This window comes from Nocardia yamanashiensis NBRC 100130 (assembly GCF_001613325.1).
Classification (GTDB): domain Bacteria; phylum Actinomycetota; class Actinomycetes; order Mycobacteriales; family Mycobacteriaceae; genus Nocardia; species Nocardia yamanashiensis.
Window position 1 is genome coordinate 67,851 of sequence record NZ_BDCD01000017.1, and the last position, 18,541, is coordinate 86,391.

Annotated in this window: 20 protein-coding genes; 12 read left to right on the top strand and 8 right to left on the bottom strand. The window is 67.1% G+C overall.

The features are described 5' to 3' along the window. The first annotated feature begins 6 nt into the window (after positions 1–6). The gene (locus NY1_RS18730; RefSeq protein WP_157762382.1) at positions 7–567 is read left to right on the top strand and encodes a GTP-binding protein; all 561 of its coding nucleotides are present in this window, start codon (positions 7–9) and stop codon (positions 565–567) included. Positions 568–939: 372 nt separating this feature from the next. Here NY1_RS18730 and NY1_RS18735 read toward each other — a convergent pair whose 3' ends face one another. Next, a complete protein-coding gene (locus NY1_RS18735) occupies positions 940–1,260 on the bottom strand; it encodes a hypothetical protein (RefSeq protein WP_067714749.1) in 321 nt (106 codons plus the stop codon). Between the two features lie 466 nt (positions 1,261–1,726). Between NY1_RS18735 and NY1_RS18740 the strand changes: the two genes are divergently transcribed. Continuing rightward, a complete protein-coding gene (locus NY1_RS18740) occupies positions 1,727–2,329 on the top strand; it encodes a DUF4254 domain-containing protein (protein WP_067714752.1) in 603 nt (200 codons plus the stop codon). On the opposite strand, the gene NY1_RS18745 is transcribed toward NY1_RS18740, so the two are convergent. The 3 genes from NY1_RS18745 to NY1_RS18755 are packed head-to-tail and all read right to left on the bottom strand — an operon-like array spanning position 2,330 to position 4,889. Then, entirely contained in the window at positions 2,330–2,662 is a 333-nt protein-coding gene (locus NY1_RS18745) for a hypothetical protein (RefSeq protein ID WP_067714755.1), read from the bottom strand. It abuts the gene before it with no gap. Next, on the bottom strand, positions 2,663–3,811 hold the full coding sequence (locus tag NY1_RS18750) for a fatty acid desaturase family protein (protein WP_067714758.1): 1,149 nt from the start codon (positions 3,809–3,811) through the stop codon (positions 2,663–2,665). A 13-nt stretch (positions 3,812–3,824) separates the two neighbouring features. Further along, positions 3,825–4,889: a ferredoxin reductase gene (locus NY1_RS18755; RefSeq protein WP_067714761.1), complete on the bottom strand. Its 1,065-nt coding sequence runs from the start codon at positions 4,887–4,889 to the stop codon at positions 3,825–3,827. A gap of 193 nt (positions 4,890–5,082) precedes the next feature. Here NY1_RS18755 and NY1_RS18760 point away from each other — a divergent pair, with 193 nt between their 5' ends. Continuing rightward, positions 5,083–5,703, top strand: coding sequence for a TetR family transcriptional regulator (locus NY1_RS18760; RefSeq protein ID WP_067714764.1), 621 nt, complete (start codon positions 5,083–5,085; stop codon positions 5,701–5,703). Between the two features lie 28 nt (positions 5,704–5,731). On the opposite strand, the gene NY1_RS18765 is transcribed toward NY1_RS18760, so the two are convergent. Continuing rightward, positions 5,732–7,090, bottom strand: coding sequence for an MFS transporter (locus tag NY1_RS18765; protein WP_067714766.1), 1,359 nt, complete (start codon positions 7,088–7,090; stop codon positions 5,732–5,734). 130 nt (positions 7,091–7,220) lie between these two features. Here NY1_RS18765 and NY1_RS18770 point away from each other — a divergent pair, with 130 nt between their 5' ends. Further along, positions 7,221–7,796 carry a dihydrofolate reductase family protein gene (locus tag NY1_RS18770; RefSeq protein WP_067714769.1) on the top strand — a complete coding sequence of 192 codons (576 nt, stop codon included), beginning with the start codon at positions 7,221–7,223 and terminating at the stop codon, positions 7,794–7,796. On the opposite strand, the gene NY1_RS18775 is transcribed toward NY1_RS18770, so the two are convergent. Beyond that, entirely contained in the window at positions 7,778–8,488 is a 711-nt protein-coding gene (locus NY1_RS18775) for a helix-turn-helix domain-containing protein (RefSeq protein ID WP_067714772.1), read from the bottom strand. The two genes, NY1_RS18770 and NY1_RS18775, sit on opposite strands and share 19 nt — an antisense overlap. Positions 8,489–8,557: 69 nt before the next feature. Between NY1_RS18775 and NY1_RS18780 the strand changes: the two genes are divergently transcribed. Further along, positions 8,558–9,622 carry an alpha/beta hydrolase family protein gene (locus NY1_RS18780; RefSeq protein ID WP_067714775.1) on the top strand — a complete coding sequence of 355 codons (1,065 nt, stop codon included), beginning with the start codon at positions 8,558–8,560 and terminating at the stop codon, positions 9,620–9,622. A 3-nt stretch (positions 9,623–9,625) separates the two neighbouring features. On the opposite strand, the gene NY1_RS18785 is transcribed toward NY1_RS18780, so the two are convergent. Next, a complete protein-coding gene (locus NY1_RS18785) occupies positions 9,626–10,498 on the bottom strand; it encodes a LysR family transcriptional regulator (protein ID WP_233434400.1) in 873 nt (290 codons plus the stop codon). Between the two features lie 135 nt (positions 10,499–10,633). On the opposite strand from NY1_RS18785, the gene NY1_RS18790 reads away from it, so the two are divergent. The 3 genes from NY1_RS18790 (at position 10,634) to NY1_RS18800 (ending at position 12,812) form a co-directional block, all read left to right on the top strand. After that, positions 10,634–11,554 carry a DMT family transporter gene (locus NY1_RS18790; RefSeq protein ID WP_233434401.1) on the top strand — a complete coding sequence of 307 codons (921 nt, stop codon included), beginning with the start codon at positions 10,634–10,636 and terminating at the stop codon, positions 11,552–11,554. 74 nt (positions 11,555–11,628) lie between these two features. Then, positions 11,629–12,258 (top strand): TetR/AcrR family transcriptional regulator, encoded by a 630-nt coding sequence (locus tag NY1_RS18795; RefSeq protein ID WP_067715563.1) that lies wholly within the window; start codon positions 11,629–11,631, stop codon positions 12,256–12,258. Positions 12,259–12,398: 140 nt separating this feature from the next. Beyond that, positions 12,399–12,812, top strand: a complete 414-nt coding sequence (locus NY1_RS18800; RefSeq protein WP_067714778.1) for a VOC family protein — start codon at positions 12,399–12,401, stop codon at positions 12,810–12,812. A gap of 6 nt (positions 12,813–12,818) precedes the next feature. On the opposite strand, the gene NY1_RS18805 is transcribed toward NY1_RS18800, so the two are convergent. After that, a complete protein-coding gene (locus tag NY1_RS18805) occupies positions 12,819–13,745 on the bottom strand; it encodes a helix-turn-helix transcriptional regulator (RefSeq protein WP_233434383.1) in 927 nt (308 codons plus the stop codon). 103 nt (positions 13,746–13,848) lie between these two features. Between NY1_RS18805 and NY1_RS18810 the strand changes: the two genes are divergently transcribed. From NY1_RS18810 to NY1_RS18825, 4 genes are read left to right on the top strand one after another with little or no spacing between them, the layout of a single operon-like run. Beyond that, positions 13,849–15,279 carry an MFS transporter gene (locus NY1_RS18810; RefSeq protein WP_084535141.1) on the top strand — a complete coding sequence of 477 codons (1,431 nt, stop codon included), beginning with the start codon at positions 13,849–13,851 and terminating at the stop codon, positions 15,277–15,279. A gap of 55 nt (positions 15,280–15,334) precedes the next feature. Further along, positions 15,335–15,913 (top strand): PadR family transcriptional regulator, encoded by a 579-nt coding sequence (locus NY1_RS18815; protein WP_067714787.1) that lies wholly within the window; start codon positions 15,335–15,337, stop codon positions 15,911–15,913. Next, the gene (locus NY1_RS18820) at positions 15,910–17,937 is read left to right on the top strand and encodes an NADPH-dependent 2,4-dienoyl-CoA reductase (protein WP_067714790.1); all 2,028 of its coding nucleotides are present in this window, start codon (positions 15,910–15,912) and stop codon (positions 17,935–17,937) included. Before NY1_RS18815 ends, NY1_RS18820 begins: the two co-directional genes overlap by 4 nt. Beyond that, complete coding sequence (locus tag NY1_RS18825) at positions 17,937–18,518, top strand: VOC family protein (RefSeq protein WP_067714793.1); 582 nt, start codon at positions 17,937–17,939, stop codon at positions 18,516–18,518. The genes NY1_RS18820 and NY1_RS18825 overlap by 1 nt, the downstream gene beginning before the upstream one ends. Positions 18,519–18,541 lie beyond the last annotated feature (23 nt).

Genomic DNA, 18,541 nt, shown 5'->3' on the forward strand with positions numbered 1-18,541 from the left:
GCGCCGCTGGCCTCCTCGGTCAAGATCGTGATCAGTGGCGGCTTCGGCGTCGGCAAAACCACTCTCATCGGCGCCATCTCCGAAATCGAGCCGCTGGCCACCGAAGCCGCCATGACCACCGTCTCGATGGGCGTGGACGATCCCGGCCTGGCGACCGGCAAGACCACCACCACGGTGGCGCTGGACTTCGGCCGCATCACCCTCGATACCAGCCTGGTGCTCTACCTCTTCGGCACCCCCGGTCAGGAACGCTTCGAATTCCTCTGGGACGACCTGCTCGACGGCGCGCTGGGCGGGGTCATCATGGTCGACACCGAACGGGTCGAGGACTGCTATCCGGTGCTGGACTTCTTCGAGCAGCGGCGCACGCCGTTCGTGGTGGCGGTCAACCGGTTCGCCACCGCGCGCGACTTCGAACTGGACGAGGTGCGCGAGGCGCTGGACCTGGCGCCCACCGTGCACCTGATGAATTGCGATGCCCGCGACCGGGAATCGGTCAAGCTGGTGCTGGTGGCACTGCTGGAGCAGATCCTGCGCGCCCGCCGCGCCCCCGCGCTGGCCGGCTGAGCCCGGATCTCCGCAGCCGATCCGGGCACGACCGGTTCGGGTACGAAAAACCGCCCCGGATGGAATCCCACCCGGGGCGGTTCGCCCGAAAACCCTTCGCAAGAATGCGATTAACGACCGAACGAGCCGGTCCACAAGGTGTTGAGAATGCCGCTCAGCGCCGCCGAACCGGTGCTGAACAGGCCGTCGAGGGCAGCGCTACCAGTATTGATGATGACCGGAATCATTTTTCAACCTCTCTGTTGGTTTCGCCGCCCGCCGGGATCTCCGGTTGGCGACTGGACCCACCCTGCCGAGGGAGCCTTAAGGAGCCCTTGCCAGTAGCTGAGAGGTAACTAAGAGGCGGTGTGTGCTGCGACACACCGGCGGAAGCTAGTGCGCCGCAGGCCCGTCCGCCGAGTACAGACTCACCTCACCGTCTTCCCCCAGGAACGCGTTGACCAGCATCGTTCCGCTGGAACGCAATTCGTCAGGATCCGGCGCGGCGGTGGTGACGGCGATCTGCGGGAGCGCCGCCCAGTTCACGACGTAGCGTTCGGGCGGTCCGTTGTCGTCGGACAGATGCGCCAGACGGAACACCGACACCGTCCGGCGAACGATCAGATTGCGCACGACTTCGGCGATTCGCTCCGGGTCTTCCAGTGCGAACATGAAACCGAAACGCAGCTCGGGTGATGACGCATAGGCTGGCACGAATATCGAGGCTAACGGACTACGGCGCGTCACGCGTCCGGCACGCCGGACGGATAGCTATTCATAAGCCTCAGTAACTTACTGGCGCGTAGACCCGGCGGTCTCCATCCCGGCGCCGAGTCCCACCAGCCCCATCCACCCCGGTCAGAGGTGTCGATCCGCCACCAAACGCAGCACCCGTGTAACCGAGTCGTAATGCTGTATAACGATTTTCAGGCAGGTTCGCCGATCACGCGCCGGATGGTTGCGCCCGTTCGACTATCGCGCTTTCCTGAATATGTCCCGCATTATCGGACAGTCTTCCCCATCGCATCGTCGCGGATTTCCCGGTTTCTTCACCGTGTCGTTTGGTTGGTGGGCTGTGCGTTCCGGAATGCGGTACTGCGCCGGAGCCGAGGGGAGCCCCTCCCCGAAACCCCCTCGGCCCTGGCGCATCCACTTCAGCACAGCCAAAGGGTGGGAATACATGGCAACCGACTACACCGGAGCTGGTTTCGGGGCCGAACTTCCCTCGCCATCGACGCTGCTGCGCGCCTTCCGGGAACCCGTAACCGCCGACCGTCGCGACCGCGACGTGCTCGAAGCCGCCCACGAACTGGTGCAATGCCACGAACGCAGGGCCAATGCCCTGCAGGCCGCGCACGCCGCCGGCGCCACGCCCACCCGCGTGGCGACCTGCAGCCAACTCGTAGAGGACATCGACGAACGGCGAGGCGAGTTGGTGGCGCGCATCGACGATTGGGTGGCGGTGAACATCCCGCATCGCGCGGGGGCCTCATTGCATACCGAGACACTCGGGGCGGTCATCGATCGAATGGCCGCGAAATGGGTTGCGGCGCAACAGGCTTTGGGCGCCACGCCCGGGGCCGGGACGCGCCCGCCGAAAAACACCGGGGACGGGCGGTCACGACGACCCACCCGTCCCCATCGCGTCAGCGAGGACAAGCCGCACCGCAGCGTGGACAGTGAAGCCCACCTGCAGTGGTACCGGCTCGCCGAACTCGCCGACGGCTACAAGGATCTGATCACCGAGGTGGCTCAGCACCGCCGGCGCCTGCCGGTCTGGTAGTCAGAACTTGCGCGGGTCGACGACTTCGGCGTCGATGACCTCGCCCGGCTCCGCGGGACGCGCCCGCGGGGCCGAGAAGTCCTGTGCCACAGGGGCTTCCGACTCGTCATCGAGATCGTCGCCGGAGTCCGCGGCGCGCTGCGCCCGGGCGTCCTGCGCCGCGGCGGCCGCGGCCTCGCGCATCTCGATGGCGTCGGTGATCCAGTCGCCGATCTCGCGCGTCACCTCGGCGACGGTGCCGGTGATGATGTTCGCGATATTGCCGACGTGCTTCGCGCCCGACGACGTCAGTTCCTGGATCAGATCCTTGTTGCTTTCGAATTTTCCGATCATTTACACGCCCACTTCGGTAGCCATCCCCCGACGCATCACGATAACAGCTGGTGCGGGCGAATTCTTCACGAGTGCGGGCGGCAGCGCGAGCTTGAACAGCTTGCCCCAGACCGAGCCGATCTGCTTCGAGAAACGGCCGGTGTTGTAGGGCAGGCCGTGCTTCTTGCACAGCGCCTCGACCTCGGGCGCGATCTCCGGGTAGCGGTTGGCCGGCAGGTCGGGGAACAGGTGGTGCTCGATCTGGTGCGAGAGGTTCCCGGACATGATGTGGAACAGCTGGCTACCGGTGATATTGGCCGAGCCCAGCATCTGGCGCACGTACCACTCGCCCTGCGTCTCGTTCGCCGTCTCCTCTTGGGTGAACGTCTGTACGCCGGTCGGGAAGTGCCCGCAGAAGATGATGGAGAACGTCCAGATATTGCGGACGATATTGGCCGTGAAGTTGGCGGCCAGCGTGGACAGGAACAGCGGCCCGGTCAGCGCCGGGAACACCACGTAATCCTTGAGGACCTGCTTGGACGCCTTCTTCCACTGCCCGGTGACCAGCGCCTTGATATCGGACCAGCTGCGCTTGCCGCGCACGATGTTCTCGACCTCGAGGTCGTGGCCCATCACGCCCCACTCGAACGCCATCATGAGCATGAAGGCGTACGCCGGGTTGCCCAGCCGCAGGATGTTCCACTTCTGCGCCTCGTCCACCCGCAAGATGCCGTAACCGATGTCGCGGTCCATATCGAGGATATTGGTGTAGGTGTGGTGCATGTAGTTGTGCGAGTGCCGCCACTGGTCGCCCGGGCAGACCGTATCCCATTCGAACGCACGGGAATTCAGCGTCGGCTCGCGCATCCAGTCCCACTGGCCGTGCATGACGTTGTGGCCGATCTCCATATTGTCGAGGATCTTCGACACGCTCAGCGCGGCCACGCCGGCCAGCCAGAACGGCGGCAGGAACCCCAGGTAGAGCAGACCGCGCCCGGCGATCTCCAGCCCGCGCTGGGTCTTGATGATCTTGTAGATGTATTCGCGGTCGCGATCGCCCAGGTCGGCGGTGACGCGGGCGCGCAGGGCATCGAGTTCGCGGCCGATCTCCTCGACCTGCTCGACGCTGAGGACCAACGGCCCCTCTTTGGTTTCGGTGAGAATCGCCATGTCGAAGCTCCGTTCAGAGGGCGATGTCGACGTCCCCGACGGGGGCGCTGACACAGATTTGAATGGACGTGTCCGGGTCGCTGTCCAGCTCGCCGGTCTTGAGATTGCGGGTGCAGCCGCTGCGCTTGACCGCGGTGCAGGTGAAGCAGATACCCATGCGGCAGCCGTATTCCGGTGTGAGACCGGCGTTTTCGGCCTGCTCCAGCAGGGTCGAGCCGGTGTTCTCGGCGATCACGCCGCTACCGGAGAAGGTCACCTTGCCCTCGGCGTCGGCCGGATCGGACACGGCCGTGGTGAGGGTGAACTCCTCGCTGTGCAGCCGCTCGCCCAGCTGCTCGGCCTCGTAGACGGTACGCACGGCGGCCATCAGGCCGGGCGGGCCGCACAGGTAGGTCTGCGCGCTGGAGAACCAGGGCGCCAGGCTTTCCAGTTCGTCGTAGCCGAACGGGGCGTGCTGCTGGGTCTCCGGGTAGCGGAATTCCACCCGGATGTTGTTGTGCTGCATGGCGATCGCCTCGAGTTCCGCGCGGTGCGGGACCCATTCGGGAGAACGGTTGTAATGCAGGAACAGCACCCGGCCCCGATAGTTCTCGTTGGCGAGCGTGCGCAGCATGGACAGCACCGGGGTGATGCCGCTGCCGCCGCTGATCAGCACCAGCTGCTCGGGCCGGGGCTCGGGCAGGTGGAACACGCCCGCGGCCGGCTCGAGATCCACCACCATGCCCGGGATGGCGTGCTCGTGCAGGTAGTTGGAGACCAGGCCGTGCGGATGCGCCTTGATCGTCAGTTCGATGTGCCGGTCGCGGCGGCCCTGGGCATTGACCGGGGAATAGCAGCGGACGTGGCGGACACCGTCGATCACCACGCCGAGCTGCACGTATTGGCCGGCGGCGTGCCCCGTCCACTGCCGGGTGGGCTTGAGGGTCAAGGTGACCGACCCGACCGCGCTGCGCCGCACGTGGGTGATCTCCGCCCGCATGTCGCGCAGGGTCAGGGTGGGGCGCACCAGTTCCAGGTAGCGGTCCAGCGGATGCGGGGTGGTCAGTGTCTTCTGCACCAGGTCGATGAGTCCGACCATGCGAGCCTCCTGTCGCGTCGCCGGGCTGTGCGACGCCTCTTCGCTGTTCGATATGCCCCCGAAGTCGATTCCGAATCATTTCGGTGCACATCTGTACACTGAGATAGTCTGCCGGGTGAAGGCACTCCAGTTCAACCGGCAGTTCGTGTGACCCACACGACATATCGCGAATGGAACGAATGTGAACGCATGTATGCTCATCGACGTGAGCGAGCAGGCAGCTACCCGAGTCGAGCGCAAGGAACGCACCCGCGCGGCGCTGCTGGAAGGCACCCTCGCACTGGCCGCCGACCGGGGTTTCGCGGCGCTGTCGCTGCGGGAGATCGCCCGTTCCGCGGGCATCGTGCCGACCGCGTTCTACCGGCACTTCGCCTCGCTCGACGAACTCGGCACCAGCCTGGTCGAGGAGGGCGTGCGCCAATTGCGGCTGGCGCTGCGCGAGATGCGGCGCAATCCGAACGCGAAACTCGGCGATACGGTGCGGTTCGTCTTCGACCAGGTGGCCGGCAAACGCGACCTCTACGGGTTCCTGCTGCGCGAACGGCACGGCGGGTCGGGGGCGCTGCGCAGCGCCATCGCGGTCGAAATGCAGCTCATCGTGCGGGAATTGGTGGTCGACCTGTCCCGGGTGCGGGCGCTGGACGCCTGGTCACCCGATGATCTGGAGCTGGCGGCGGACCTGATCGTGTCCACCGTGGCGGACCGGATCGCCGACTACGTGATCGCCGAACCGCGCGAACGCGGGCGCATCGTGGAGCGCGCCGTACTGCAGGTGCGGTTGATCGCGCTCGGCATGGGGGCGTGGCGGCCCTGAGCCGTTATCGCGCCGAAACCATTGCGGCTCAGGCGATTCGATCCGGCGAACGCACCGGCAGCAGCGCCGCCAGCCCGATGGCCAGCACCAGCACGATACCGACGATGCCGACCCGATCGGATCCGGAAACCCAGACGAAGAACCCGAAAAGCGCTGGGGCCAGGAACGATACGGCGCGGCCGGTGGTCGTGTAGAGCCCGAACAGCTGCCCCTCGCGTCCCGGCGGAGCCAGCCGCGCCAGGAACGAGCGCGCCGAAGCCTGTGCGGGACCGACGAATACGGTCAGCAGCAGACCGAAGATCCAGAACATGAGCGCGCCCGACACCACCAGCAGCACCAGCCCGCAGGCGATCATCGCCGCCAGCGACACCACGATGACGATCTTCGGCCCGGCCCCGTCGTCGAACCGGCCGGCCAGCAATGCGCCCAGCGCCGCAACCACATTCGCGGCGATGCCGAACAGCAGCACATCGGAATCGGCGATGCCGTACACCCGCACCGCCAGCACCGCGCCGAAGGTGAACACGCCCGCCAGCCCGTCCCGGAAGACGGCGCTCGCCAGCAGGAAGCCCACGATGCGCCGGTCCTCGCGCCACAACTCCCGGATATCGCGCCACAGCACCCGATACGACTGTCCGAGGCCCGCGAGCCATCCGGCCGGACCCCGGCGCGCCGGCCGCACCGCCGCACCCGGATCGGCATCGGTGCGCGGCAGTTCCGGCACGAACAGCAGCACCGGGACCGCGAAGGCCGCGAACCACACCGCCGCCAGCACCGCGACCAGCCGGATGTTCAGACCCGCGTCGGTGGGCGCTCCCAGCAGTCCCCGGTAGTCCCCTTTGCCGCTGATGAAGCCGAAATAGCAGATGAGCAGCAGCAGGATGCCGCCGAAATAGCCCATCGCCCAGCCGAACCCGGAGATCCGGCCCACCGTGGCGGGCGTCGAGACCTGCCGCAGCATGGCGTTGTAGGGCACATTCGCCAATTCGAAGCACACCGACCCGATTGCGAGCAGCGCCAGGCCCAGCCACAGATAGTGGTGGTCGTCCTTGACGAAGAACATTCCCGCCGTAGCCAGCACGGTCAGCCCGGTGAGGATGCCGAGCGAAAGCTTGCGCCGCGCCGTGGCATCGAACCACTGCCCGCTCACCGGCGCCGTCAACGCCACCAGCAGACCGGCGATGCCCAGCGCCCAGCCCAGCCAGGCGCTGGCCGAGACGCCGCCGGGCAGGTCGTCGCCCACCTTGTCGGTGAGATACACCGAGAACACGAAGGTCAGGATCACGGCATTGAAAGCCGAAGAACCCCAATCCCAGAACCCCCACGCCAGCACCCGGCCGCGCCCGGCGGCCTGTCCGATCGTCGCCTGCCCCGGCACCTCGGTCATGTTGCGCAGGGTAGGCGATCAACGTGTCGGTTTTGTACAAGACGGCGGCTTTGCGCCCTCATAAGCTTTCGATCAACAGCACGGGCGGCCGGAACACCGGGTCACCGCCCACGATCTCAGGAGGAAAACCGTGGCACGCGAATTGGTCTACACCGGCTTCATGTCCCTCGACGGCGTCGTGGACTCGCCCGGCGGCGAGGTCGAAGGACACCGCAGCGGCGGCTGGGTCATGCAGACCGAGTTCGTCCCGGAGGCGTACTCGCTCAAGGGCGAAGAGCTCGCCGACCACACCGCACTGCTGTTCGGGCGGCGCAGCTACGAGGCGTTCGCGCCGTTCTGGAAGGACTCCGAGGACCACATCGCGTACAAGGACCTGCCCAAGTACGTGCTGTCCTCGAGCCTGAAAGAGGAAGAGCTGACCGAGGGCTGGGGCGAGACCACCATCCTGCGGTCCATCGACGACGTCGCCGCGCTCAAGGCGACCGACGGCGGGGCGATCTTCATTCACGGCAGCGCCGAACTGGCCCGCAATCTCTCCGACGCCGATCTCATCGACCGCTACAACCTGCTCGTCTTCCCGGTACTGCTGGGCGCGGGCAAGAGCCTGTTCAGCCGGGCCGACCGCGATAAGCAGCAGCTGCGCCTGCGCGAGTCCGAGAGCTACTCCAACGGCGTCACCAAGCTGATCTACGACGTGGTGCGCTGACCGAAATCCAGTGACAGCTCCCCGCCGTTCCCCGCCCGCAGCTGCCGTGCGGTACGCCCCACGTACCGCCGCAGCGCCCGGGCGAGATGCGGTTCGTCGTAGTACCCGAGCTTTTCGATGACATCGCCCGGCAGTTCCCCCGCCGTCAGCAGCAGGGCCGCGGTCCGGGCCCGCTCGATCTGCCGCACCGCGCCCTGGGTCAATCCCGTCGCGCTGCGGAACCGCCGCTCCACCGTGCGTTCGGCCGCGGCCGGCTGAGACCCGCGCAGCACCTGCGCCACCAGCGGATCCCGTTCCAGCACCCCGTCCCGCACCAACCGCTCCACCAGCGCTTCGGCGTCATCGGCGTGCGGCGTCTCCCACCGGCTCCCCGCCAGCCAGAACTTCCGCTCGGTCACATCCGGCAGCAGGATCCCGCTGTCCACCAGCGACGGCGCCGCCACCGCGCGCAGCGAGGTGCCCACCGCGAACTGCATCCCCACGAATTCCGCCCCCTCGGGCACCGGCGCGGTGCTGCACCGGCTTTCGGGCCCCGTGACCGCCGCGAACGCCTCCCCCTCCTGCACCCAGAACACCAACCCGACCGTCTCGGTCGCCACCGAGGTCATCTCCGCGACGCCGTCACTCCGGCAGGTCCACACCGAATCGATCCACGGTGATTGCGACCCGCGCGTTTCGAACTGCAATCCCACAGTTGCGATGGTAATCCGCGGCGCAATATCTATCAGATCCACAACGATCGTATTTGATATGATCACTTTATGCCGCCTGCCATCTCTCCGACGCCACCCGCGCCACGCAAGTGGTTGCGCCGCACCCTGATCGCCGCCGGCTGCGTGATCGCACTGGTCGTCGGCATCGGCGGCCGGATCGTGCACGCCAACGATTTCGCCATCCGCCAAGAGCGCGTGACCATCCCGACCGCGGCCCAGCCCCTACAGGCCACCCTCGCCCGCCCCGAAACCGGCGCGGCCCCCTTCGGCTTGGTCGTCTTCATCCACGGCGACGGCCCCGCCAACGCCACCCGAGACGGTTTCTACGAACCGATCTGGGAATCCTTCGCCGCGGCCGGTTACGCCTCCCTCTCCTGGAACAAACCGGGAGTCGATGGCGCACCGGGCAATTGGCTCGACCAATCCATGCACGACCGCGCCGCCGAAACCGAAGCGGCCATCGACTGGGCCCGCACCCGCACCGACATCGACCCGCATCGAATCGGCCTGTGGGGTATCAGCCAGGCCGGCTGGGTAGCACCGGAGGTCGCCGCCCACCGCTCCGACCTGCAATTCCTGATCCTCGTCGGCCCAGCCGTGAACTGGCTCCGCCAAGGCGAATACAACCTGATCGCCGAACTCCGCCACCGCCGCGCACCCGAATCCGAAATCAACGAAGCACTGCAGCGCCGTGCCACCAGACTGCGACCCTTGCTCGCCGACGCCTCCTACGACCGCTACCTCGCCACCGCCGCCGACCCCGACCCGATGTCACCCGACCGCTGGAACTTCGTCCGCAAGAACTACCGCGCCGACGCCACCGAATTCCTCCCCCGAATCAAGATCCCGATCCTGCTCGCCCTCGGCGACAACGACCTGAACGTCGACGTCGACGAAACCGACCGCGTCTACCGCAGCGCGATCCCGCCCCAGCAATTGACGATCCACCGCTACCCCGACGCATCCCACAACATCGTCAAAGCCGCCTTGGACAACGACCAGAACTGGCGCTCGATCATGGTGGCCCTCTTCGCACCCCGTTCCCTCTACGCCCCGGGCTATTTGGCAGACCTGCGCGAATATGCGGCCCAGCGGTCGCCGAGCGCCGGATAGGGTTCACGAACGGCGTGCCGCGAAGGCGTCGAAGGTGCGGATCAGGGCGGTTTCGGTGTGGGTGCGCCAGATCAGCGTCCAGGCGCAGCGGGGGCCGTCGGGCATCGGGATGTAGGTGATGCCGGGGCGGGCGTAGTAGTGGACGCAGTGTTCCTGAACCAGGGCTACGGCGCGGTCGGCGGCTATTGCGGCGAGCATTTCCTGGAAGGTGTGGACGCGGGGGCCGCGCGGGATGAGGCGGCCGGAGGGGGTGAGTGGAGGAATCAGCTCGTCGGACCAGTAGCGGGGGGCGACAGTGCCTATGTCGCAGAGGGTTTGGTCAGCCAGGTCTTCCAGCGTGACCGCGTCGCGGGTGGACAGAAGGCTGGCAGTCGATACCGCCAGGCGCATCGGTTCCACCAGAAGTGTTGAGCCTATGGTGAATTCGGGCTCGCGAATCGGGAGCCAGAGCAGCTGGACGTCGGCGTCGCCGGTGCGCAACAGGGCGAACGGGTCGGAGAAGTGGGCTTCGCGGAGCACCAGATTCACTCGGGGGAAGGCATCGGTGAACGCGGTCAGGGTCGGCTCGACGACGTGTCCGAGGGCGCCCATGATGCCCAGCGTGAGCGTGTGTTCCAGGCCCTGCGCCGCGGATTGCGCACGCGTCAGGGCTGATTCGATGAGGCGGCTGCCGGCTCGGAGTTCGGTGGCCAGTTGTTCGCCGAGCGGGGTGAGCCGCACCGTGCGACTGGATCGGAGGAACAGGGGTGCGCCGATGCGGCGCTCCTGGGTTCGGATCGCGTGACTGACGCGGGATTGACTGATGTGCAGCCGCTGGGCGGTGCGGCCGAAATGCAGTTCCTGGGCAAGCGTCAGGAAGATCTCGATGTCCCGCATCTCCACGGGGGCCTCCACATTGATGATCTGAGAGTCATGGTCGGTTCCGGAAACTGGCGTTGATCAGCGTGGATGCCCGCGGCCAAGCTGAATGTGGTTTATCGGCAACAGCTTCGGGAGAATCCTTTGACGTTCGTGTTCCTCGCCGCCGCGCTCGCGGTGGGCGGCCTGCTGGCGGTGCAGGCTTCGGTGAATCTGCAATTGGGCAGGGCGGTGGGCACGCCGTACGGTGCGGCCACCGTGCAGCTCGCGGTCTCGGCCGGGTTGCTGGCGCTCGTGGTCAGCGCGGCGGGCAGCTGGGCCGCGCTGGGCGGCATCGACGAGGTCGCCTGGTGGCAGCTGTTGGGCGGCATCGCTTCTCCGGTCTACATCACCAGCGCCATCGTGCTGTTTCCGCGGATGGGCGCGCTGGCCTCGGTCGGCCTGTTCGTGACCGGGCAGATGTTCGCTTCCATCGCACTCGATGTGGGCGGGCTGCTGGGCGTCGAACAGCGCCCGCTCGGCCCGGGCATGCTGCTCGGCGGCGCGGCGGTGCTGGCGGGTATCGCGGTGGTGATCCGCAGCCAGCTCACCGGAGCGCAGGCGCACGCCACCGTGGCGGCCCGAATCGGCTGGGTCGCACTGGGACTGGTCGCGGGGGCGGTGCTTCCGGTGCAGGGCGCGACCAATGCCGAGCTACGCCGCGCACTCGGCGATCCGTTCGCCACCGGACTCTGGTCGTTCCTCGTGGCCACCGCGACCATCGCGATCGCGCTGCTCGTCCTGGTGACCGCCCGCCGGACCCCGCCGCCCCGGTTCGGCGCGCTGACCACCGTCCCCTGGTGGGGCTGGCTGGGCGGGGCCGCGGCGGCAACCTATGTGACGGTGACCTTTTCGGTGATCCCGCAGATCGGCGCCGCCACCACCATCGCGCTCACGGTGACCGGTCAGCAGATCGCCTCGGCGGCCATCGATCACAAGGGATGGTTCCAGCTCCCGGCCAAACCGGTGACGGCCGAGCGACTGGGCGGCCTCGCGGCGCTGAGCATCGGCTGCGCCCTGGTCCAGCTGGCCTGACATCACTCCCCCTGTCCTCGAATCCAGTTACGAGACGATTGGTATCGAAACTGATGGTTTCGTATCATGCCACCATGACCAAGGCGAAACAAGCGGGCGGCCGCCCCCGGCAGTCCCGGGTCGACACCTCGATCGCCACGGCCGTGCGCGTGCTCATCGCGGAGCGCGGCTATGCGAGCCTGACCGTCGACGCGGTCGCATTGCAGGCGGGAGTGAGCAAGGCGGCCATCTACCGCCGCTACGCCACCAAACAAGAAATGATCTTCTCGGTGCTGCTGCACGACCTGCGGGAGCAACCACCCGCCGACACCGGCACCCTGCGCGGCGATCTCGGCGCCCTGACCGAGCAGATCGCCGCGCAGGTGACGGCGAGCGCGGCCACCCTGACCGGACTGCTCGCCGACATCCGCGCCGACCCCGCGCTGACCGCCCGCTTCGCCGGCGCTTTCCTGCCCGTCGAGCGCGCCATCATCGCGACGGTGCTCGACCGCGCGATCGCCCGTGGCGAACTCTCTCACCGCCCGGAACCGGCACTGGTGCAGGCGCTACTCCTGGGCCCGTTGTACGCCTGGTTGGTCGTGCTGGACGAAAACCCGGCCCGCACAAGGGAACTGGCCGATCTGGTGGCCGCCATGACGGCGACCGCGCTCGTCAGCGATCAGCTCCCCGATGTATCGGGTGCGGCGGAAAGCAGCACCCGGTAGGCGATTCCGTACTCCCACTGGTCCATTGCTCAGTGGTGGGTTCCGTGGTCGGCACGGATGTCGGCTCGGCGGCGCGAATCTAGGTTTATGAGCGAGGGATTCGACACGAACCGCACTACCGAACTCATAGGGAGTAAGTCATGAAGGCGCACGTCAGCTCTATTCTTCTCGGCGTCCGGGATATGGATCGGGCCAAGGAGTTCTACACCGAGGGGCTCGGTTGGACGATCGCGAGTGATTACGGGATCTCGGTGTTCTTCGAGTCCGACGGGGCTTCGCCGGTGGGGTTCTACGGGCGTGAGGGGCTGGCCGGGCAGGTGGGAACGGATCCGGAAGGTAGCGGGTTCAGTGGGCTGGTGCTGACCTACGTGGTGCGTAGCGAGGCGCGGGTGGACGCGATCCTCGCGGAGGCCGAGAAGGCCGGGGCCACCGTGCTGAAGCCGGCGGGCGCCCTGCCGTGGGGCGGGTACGGCGGCACGTTCGCCGACCCGGACGGCTACGTGTGGAGTGTCGGTTACAGCGCGCAGGGTGAGGATCAGCCGTACGCCGAATGATCGCCGTCAGCCGGCGACGTACCCGTGGTCGCGTTCCAGGTGTTCGCGCCACGGGATTTCGCGTTCCTCGGGGGTCATGGCCAGCAGGCCGTGCAGACAGGTCCAGCCGGCCGCGTCGACGGGTTGCCAGATCTGGACCCACGCACCGGCGATGGAGGGGAGGGACATGCTGGTCATGATCATTTCGAGGTCGCCGATGGCGAGATTGCGGATGGTGCGCGAGCGGCCGATGGGAAGGGCCACGTCATTGCGGGCCCACATGGTGGCGAAAAGCGTGCTCTGCGCGCACAGATCGTCCACGAAGGTGGTCCAGGCGGGGTCCTGCAGGTGCCGGACGTAGGCCGCTCGCAGGTAGGCGACCATCCGGGCCTGGTGCTCGGGTCCGGTGGACGGGTAGGGGTTGCAGCATTCCGGGCTCAGGAAGACCTTGCGCAGGACGTTCCTGTCACCGCGCGTGAAAGCGGGGCACAGCGCCTCGTACGCGGAGTTGTGAGCGAGCACGTCGTACCGGGCGCTGAGGAGAGCCGCGGGGAGCGGATTCAGGTGGTCGAGGATCACCTGGATCTCCTCGGAGATGGGATCCTCGTGCTGTGGTGTGGGAACCGTGGGGACATCCGCCAGGCGATACAGGTGCGCCTTTTCGACGCCGTCCAGGCAGAGCGTGCGGGAAATGGCATCCAGGACCTGAATACTCGCGTTGATATCGCGCCCCTGCTCGAGCCAGGTGTACCAGGTCACGCCGACACCGGCCAGCTGCGCGACCTCCTCCCGGCGCAGACCGGGCGTGCGGCGACGCGAACCCACCGGCAGGCCCACATCCTGCGGGGTGATCCGCGCACGCCTCGACTTGAGGAACGCCGAAAGTTCCTCGCGGCGGGCCTTACCCGCCGAACGAGTCCGGGAGCCGGCCGCATTTCCGTTCGCTACGTCCACGTTTCCCATAGTCGCCGCAAGCACCGACAGTATCCAGGTGCTGCCGGTACCCGTATAAGCGGACTCCTGTTACCAGGATGGACGGGACCGCAGGCTCATGGACATGACTTCGAGCCTTACCCGAACGCCTCCGGTAGCGGCGCCGGCCGCCGGCCCGGCCGGCACGCGCAAGCCGCTGGCCGTTCTCGCGGTGATCCTGCTGGGCCAGTTCGTGGCCGTGCTGGACGCCTCCATCGTCAATGTCGCCATTCCCTCGATTCGTACCTCGTTGCACGCCAGCGGTTCCGCGCTGCAACTCATCGTGTCCGGCTATGTCATCGCCTACGCGGTGCTGCTGGTCACCGGTGCACGGCTGGGTGACCGGTTCGGTCAGCGGAATATGTTCCTCACCGGACTGGCCGTGTTCACGGCGGCGTCGCTGGCCTGCGGGATGGCGTGGAATACCGACTCGCTCATCGTATTCCGGTTCCTCCAGGGCGTCGGATCGGCGGCGATGGTGCCGCAGGTCATGACGCTGATCCAGCGCACGTTCACGGGAACCACTCGGGCCCGGGCACTTTCGGCGTACGCGGCGGTCATCTCCGGCGGCATGGTCGCGGGGCAGATCGCGGGCGGGCTCATCGTCAATGCCGATATCGCCGGAAGTACCTGGCGCGGAGTGTTTCTGGTGAACGTGCCGATCGGGCTGGCGCTGCTCGCCATCGCACCCGGAATCCTGCCCGCCCTGACGGCGCGCACCGATCGCAAACTCGATCTGGCGGGACTGGCCGTACTCACTCCGGCCGTACTGCTGCTGGTAGTGCCGCTCGTTCTCGGCCACGAACAGGATTGGCCGGTGTGGAGCTGGGTCGCGCTGGGTTGCGCCGCACTGGGATTCGCCGGTTTCGCACTGGTGGAACGTCACGTGCACCGGCGCGGTGGCGAACCGCTGTTCGCCGACCGGGTACTGCGGACTCCCGGCCTGGTGCTCACCGCCCTCACCCTGCTGATCGTCATGTGCACTTTCGGCGGCTGGCTGTTCGTCATGGCCATCCACCTGCAGGGCACGCTCGGTTACAGCGCCCTGCACGCGGGACTGCTGTTCCTTCCCAATGGCGCGACTTTCGCTGTCGCCAGCCTGAATTGGTCGCGCATCCCGGCCCGCTTCCACGCCGTCATGATTCCGCTCGGCCTGGTGCTGGCCGCCTCGACCATGGTCGTCATGGGCCTGCTGCTGCGTGACGGCGGCGGGATGGGCGTGCTGGAGCTGACCGTGTTCGGCCTCATGGGCATCGGTTTCGGGTTGTCGTTCAGCCCGCTCATGGCCCGCACCACCGGTCGCATTCCGCCGCAGCTGGCCGCCGATGCCAGCGGCATCCTGGTGACCAGCGTGCAGTTGGGCATCGTGGTCGGCATCGCGACCTTCGGGTCGGTGTTCCTGAGCCTGGCCGGTGCGACGGCGCTGTCGGCGGCGCACGCGGTGAGCGTCACCGCGATCGCCGAAGGGGTGACGGTGCTGGTCGCAGCGGGACTCGCAGCCAAGGCGGCGCGGTAGGATCCGTCTATGCACCCAGTTGCATAGTACGCGGCGTCTCACGTACCCTCACGTCATGGCCCTCGAACATGCGCTGCTGGTATCGCTGACCGAACGCGCCAGCTCGGGCTACGACCTGGCCCGCCGGTTCGACAAATCCATCGGCTTCTTCTGGAACGCCACCCACCAGCAGATCTATCGTGTGCTCAAGCGCATGGACGAGCAGGGCTGGGTGATCGCCGAGGCCATCGCCCAGGAGGGCCGCCCGGACAAGAAGGTCTACACCGTCTCCGACGCCGGCCGTGACGAACTCGTCCGCTGGATCGCCGAACCCGCCGATATCGAACCCATGCGCAATGAGCTCGGCGTCAAACTGCGCGCCGCCTCGCTGGGCGATATGGCCGCCATGGAAGCCGAAGTGCGCCGTCACCGCGACGAGCACGCCGTGCGCCTGGACCTCTACCGCGCCTTCGAGAAGAAGGACTACCCCGCGCCGGATCAGCTCACCGGCAAGAAGCTGCACCAGTACCTCGTGCTGCGCGGAGGCATCCGCGTACAGGAGGGTGTCGTGGACTGGTGTGAGGAAGTACTCGACGCCCTGGCACGCGACTCAGCCCGGTCGCAGGCGTCCGACCCGAAAGGCACTCAGCGATGAGCGCGTACCCGCATCTGTTCGAACCCCTGGATCTGGGATTCACCACCCTGCGCAATCGCGTGGTCATGGGTTCCATGCACACCGGCCTGGAAGACCGCGCCTGGCATATCAACCGGCTGGCCGCCTATTTCGCCGAGCGCGCCAAAGGCGGTGTGGGCCTGATCATCACCGGTGGTTACGCCCCCAACCGCACCGGCTGGCTGCTGCCGTTCGGCGCCAAGCTGACCAACAAGACCGAGGCGTACCGGCATCGCGCCATCACCAAGGCGGTGCACGCCGAGGGCGGCAAGATCGCGCTGCAGATCCTGCACGCGGGCCGTTATTCCTATATGCCGACCAGTGTTTCGGCCTCGGCCATCAAGGCGCCGATCAACCCGTTCAAGCCGCGCGCGCTGTCGAGCAAGGGCGTCGAGGCCACCATCGACGACTACGCGCGCTGCGCCTACCTGGCCAAGTTCGCCGGGTACGACGGTGTCGAGATCATGGGCGGTGAAGGCTATTTCATCAACCAGTTCCTCGCGCCGCGCACCAATAAGCGCAAGGACAAGTGGGGCGGCTCATCCGAGAACCGCCGCCGCATCGCCGGGGAGATCGTGCGCCGGGTGCGCAAGGCGGTCGGCCCGGACTTCATCATCGTATTCCGTTTGTCCATGGCCGATTTCGTGGAGAACGGCCAGACCTGGGACGAGATCGAAGCCGTCGCCAAGGATGTGGAGGCCGCCGGGGCCACCATCATCAATACCGATATCGGCTGGCACGAGGCGCGCGTCCCGACCATCGTGACCTCGGTGCCGCGCGCGGCGTTCGTGGAATGGACCGCGAAGGTCAGGGACGTGGTGAGCATTCCGGTGTGCGCCTCCAACCGCATCAATATGCCGGAGACCGCCGAGGAGATCCTCACCCGCGGCGACGCCGAACTGATCTCCCTGGCCCGTCCGCTGCTGGCCGATCCGGAATGGGCGCGCAAGGCCCAGGAGGCGCGCAATGACGAGATCAATACCTGCATCGCCTGCAACCAGGCCTGCCTCGATCACGCCTTCCAGGCCAAAACCGTTTCCTGCCTGCTGAATCCGCGTGCGGGCCACGAGACCGAGCTCAAGCTGCTGCCGACCCGCCGCACCCGCAAGTTCGCGGTGGTCGGCGCGGGCCCGGCCGGGCTGTCGGCGGCGGTGTCGCTGGCCGAGCGCGGGCATTCGGTGGACCTGTTCGAGGCCGACGACAAGATCGGCGGGCAGTTCGACATCGCCCGCCGCATCCCGGGCAAGGAAGAGTTCAGCGAGACCGTCCGCTACTTCACCCGCAAGCTCGAGATCACCGGCGTGCGCGTGCATCTCAATACCCGGGCGACGGCCGAGCAGCTCATCGCGGGCGGCTACGACGAGGTCATCCTGGCCACCGGCGTGAAGCCGCGCATCCCGAACATCCCCGGCGTCGATCACCCTAAGGTGCTCACCTACGCCGAACTGGTGCGCGACGGCAAGCCGGTCGGCAAGAAGGTCGCGGTCATCGGCGCGGGCGGCATCGGCTTCGACGTCAGCGAATTCCTCACCGTCGAAGGGCATCCCAGCCTCAAGCTCGACGAGTGGAAGGAAGAGTGGGGCGTCTCGGACGATCCGAACGCGCGCGGCTTCCTGACCAAGCCCAAGCCCTCCCCCGCCGCCCGCGAAGTCGTACTGCTGCAGCGCAAGTCGTCCTCGTTCGGCAAGGACCTGGGCAAGACCTCCGGCTGGGTGCACCGGGCCGCGGTGAAGGCCAAGGGCGTCGAACAGATCGGTGGCGTCAACTACGAGCGCATCGACGATCGCGGCCTGCACATCAGCTTCGGCGAGAAGCGCCAGCGGCCCACCGTCATCGAATGCGACAATGTGATCCTGTGCGCCGGACAGGAATCCGTGCGCGATCTGGAAGCGCCGCTGACCGCGGCGGGCGTCAAGTTCCATCTGATCGGCGGCGCGGACCTGGCCGCCGAACTGGACGCCAAGCGCGCCATCAACCAGGGCACCCGGCTGGCGGCGGGCCTGTAATGCCGAACCTCACCCGCCTGGGCCTGCCCGGAGACGAGCAGGCTTGGGCGGCACTGGGTTTCACTGTCACCGGCGGTCACGTGCGGATCGGGCAGGTGGACTGCACGGTGGGCGCGGCCGGCTGGGGCTTCGACGAAACCCATACCGCCACCGGGGAACTCGGCGTGCCGTATCTCGACGGCGGCGCGGCCGGTTCGCCGGTAGCGCATCCCAATGGCGTCACCATCGTCGATCACGTCGTCTACTGGGTGCCGGAATTGGATTCCGCGGTCGCCGAACTGAACGCCGTGCTCGGAATTCCACCGCGCCGCCGTTTCTTCCCGCGCGGGCCCGAAGGCCCGGAAATGGCTTTCTACCGCGTCGGCGAACCATTCATCGAAGTGGTGAGTTCCGGCCGTTCGGCGGCACTCGTGGGCGCGGCATTCCTCACCCCGGATCTGGACGCGACAGTGGCCGCTGTGCGCGCGGCGGGCGGACCCATCGGGGATCCGAAACCGGCGGTGCAGGGCGGTCGTATCGCCAGTGTCTGGCGGGGCCACGTGAATTGGGGGATTGCATTCATGGAGCCGAAGCCCCACTAGGGGAAATCCGCCGGATCTTGTGA

Bases quoted from the DNA above. Each gene is read 5' to 3' on its own strand.
- NY1_RS18780 (WP_067714775.1), top strand. From the start codon at position 8,558: ATGCCGCCTGCCATCTCTCCGACGCCACCCGCGCCACGCAAGTGGTTG.
- NY1_RS18820 (WP_067714790.1), top strand. From the start codon at position 15,910: ATGAGCGCGTACCCGCATCTGTTCGAACCCCTGGATCTGGGATTCACC.
- NY1_RS18755 (WP_067714761.1), bottom strand. From the start codon at position 4,889: ATGGTCGGACTCATCGACCTGGTGCAGAAGACACTGACCACCCCGCAT.
- NY1_RS18810 (WP_084535141.1), top strand. From the start codon at position 13,849: ATGACTTCGAGCCTTACCCGAACGCCTCCGGTAGCGGCGCCGGCCGCC.
- NY1_RS18745 (WP_067714755.1), bottom strand. From the start codon at position 2,662: ATGATCGGAAAATTCGAAAGCAACAAGGATCTGATCCAGGAACTGACG.
- NY1_RS18815 (WP_067714787.1), top strand. From the start codon at position 15,335: ATGGCCCTCGAACATGCGCTGCTGGTATCGCTGACCGAACGCGCCAGC.
- NY1_RS18750 (WP_067714758.1), bottom strand. From the start codon at position 3,811: ATGGCGATTCTCACCGAAACCAAAGAGGGGCCGTTGGTCCTCAGCGTC.
- NY1_RS18765 (WP_067714766.1), bottom strand. From the start codon at position 7,090: ATGACCGAGGTGCCGGGGCAGGCGACGATCGGACAGGCCGCCGGGCGC.
- NY1_RS18795 (WP_067715563.1), top strand. From the start codon at position 11,629: ATGACCAAGGCGAAACAAGCGGGCGGCCGCCCCCGGCAGTCCCGGGTC.
- NY1_RS18740 (WP_067714752.1), top strand. From the start codon at position 1,727: ATGGCAACCGACTACACCGGAGCTGGTTTCGGGGCCGAACTTCCCTCG.
- NY1_RS18760 (WP_067714764.1), top strand. From the start codon at position 5,083: ATGCTCATCGACGTGAGCGAGCAGGCAGCTACCCGAGTCGAGCGCAAG.
- NY1_RS18825 (WP_067714793.1), top strand. From the start codon at position 17,937: ATGCCGAACCTCACCCGCCTGGGCCTGCCCGGAGACGAGCAGGCTTGG.
- NY1_RS18785 (WP_233434400.1), bottom strand. From the start codon at position 10,498: ATGCGGGACATCGAGATCTTCCTGACGCTTGCCCAGGAACTGCATTTC.
- NY1_RS18800 (WP_067714778.1), top strand. From the start codon at position 12,399: ATGAAGGCGCACGTCAGCTCTATTCTTCTCGGCGTCCGGGATATGGAT.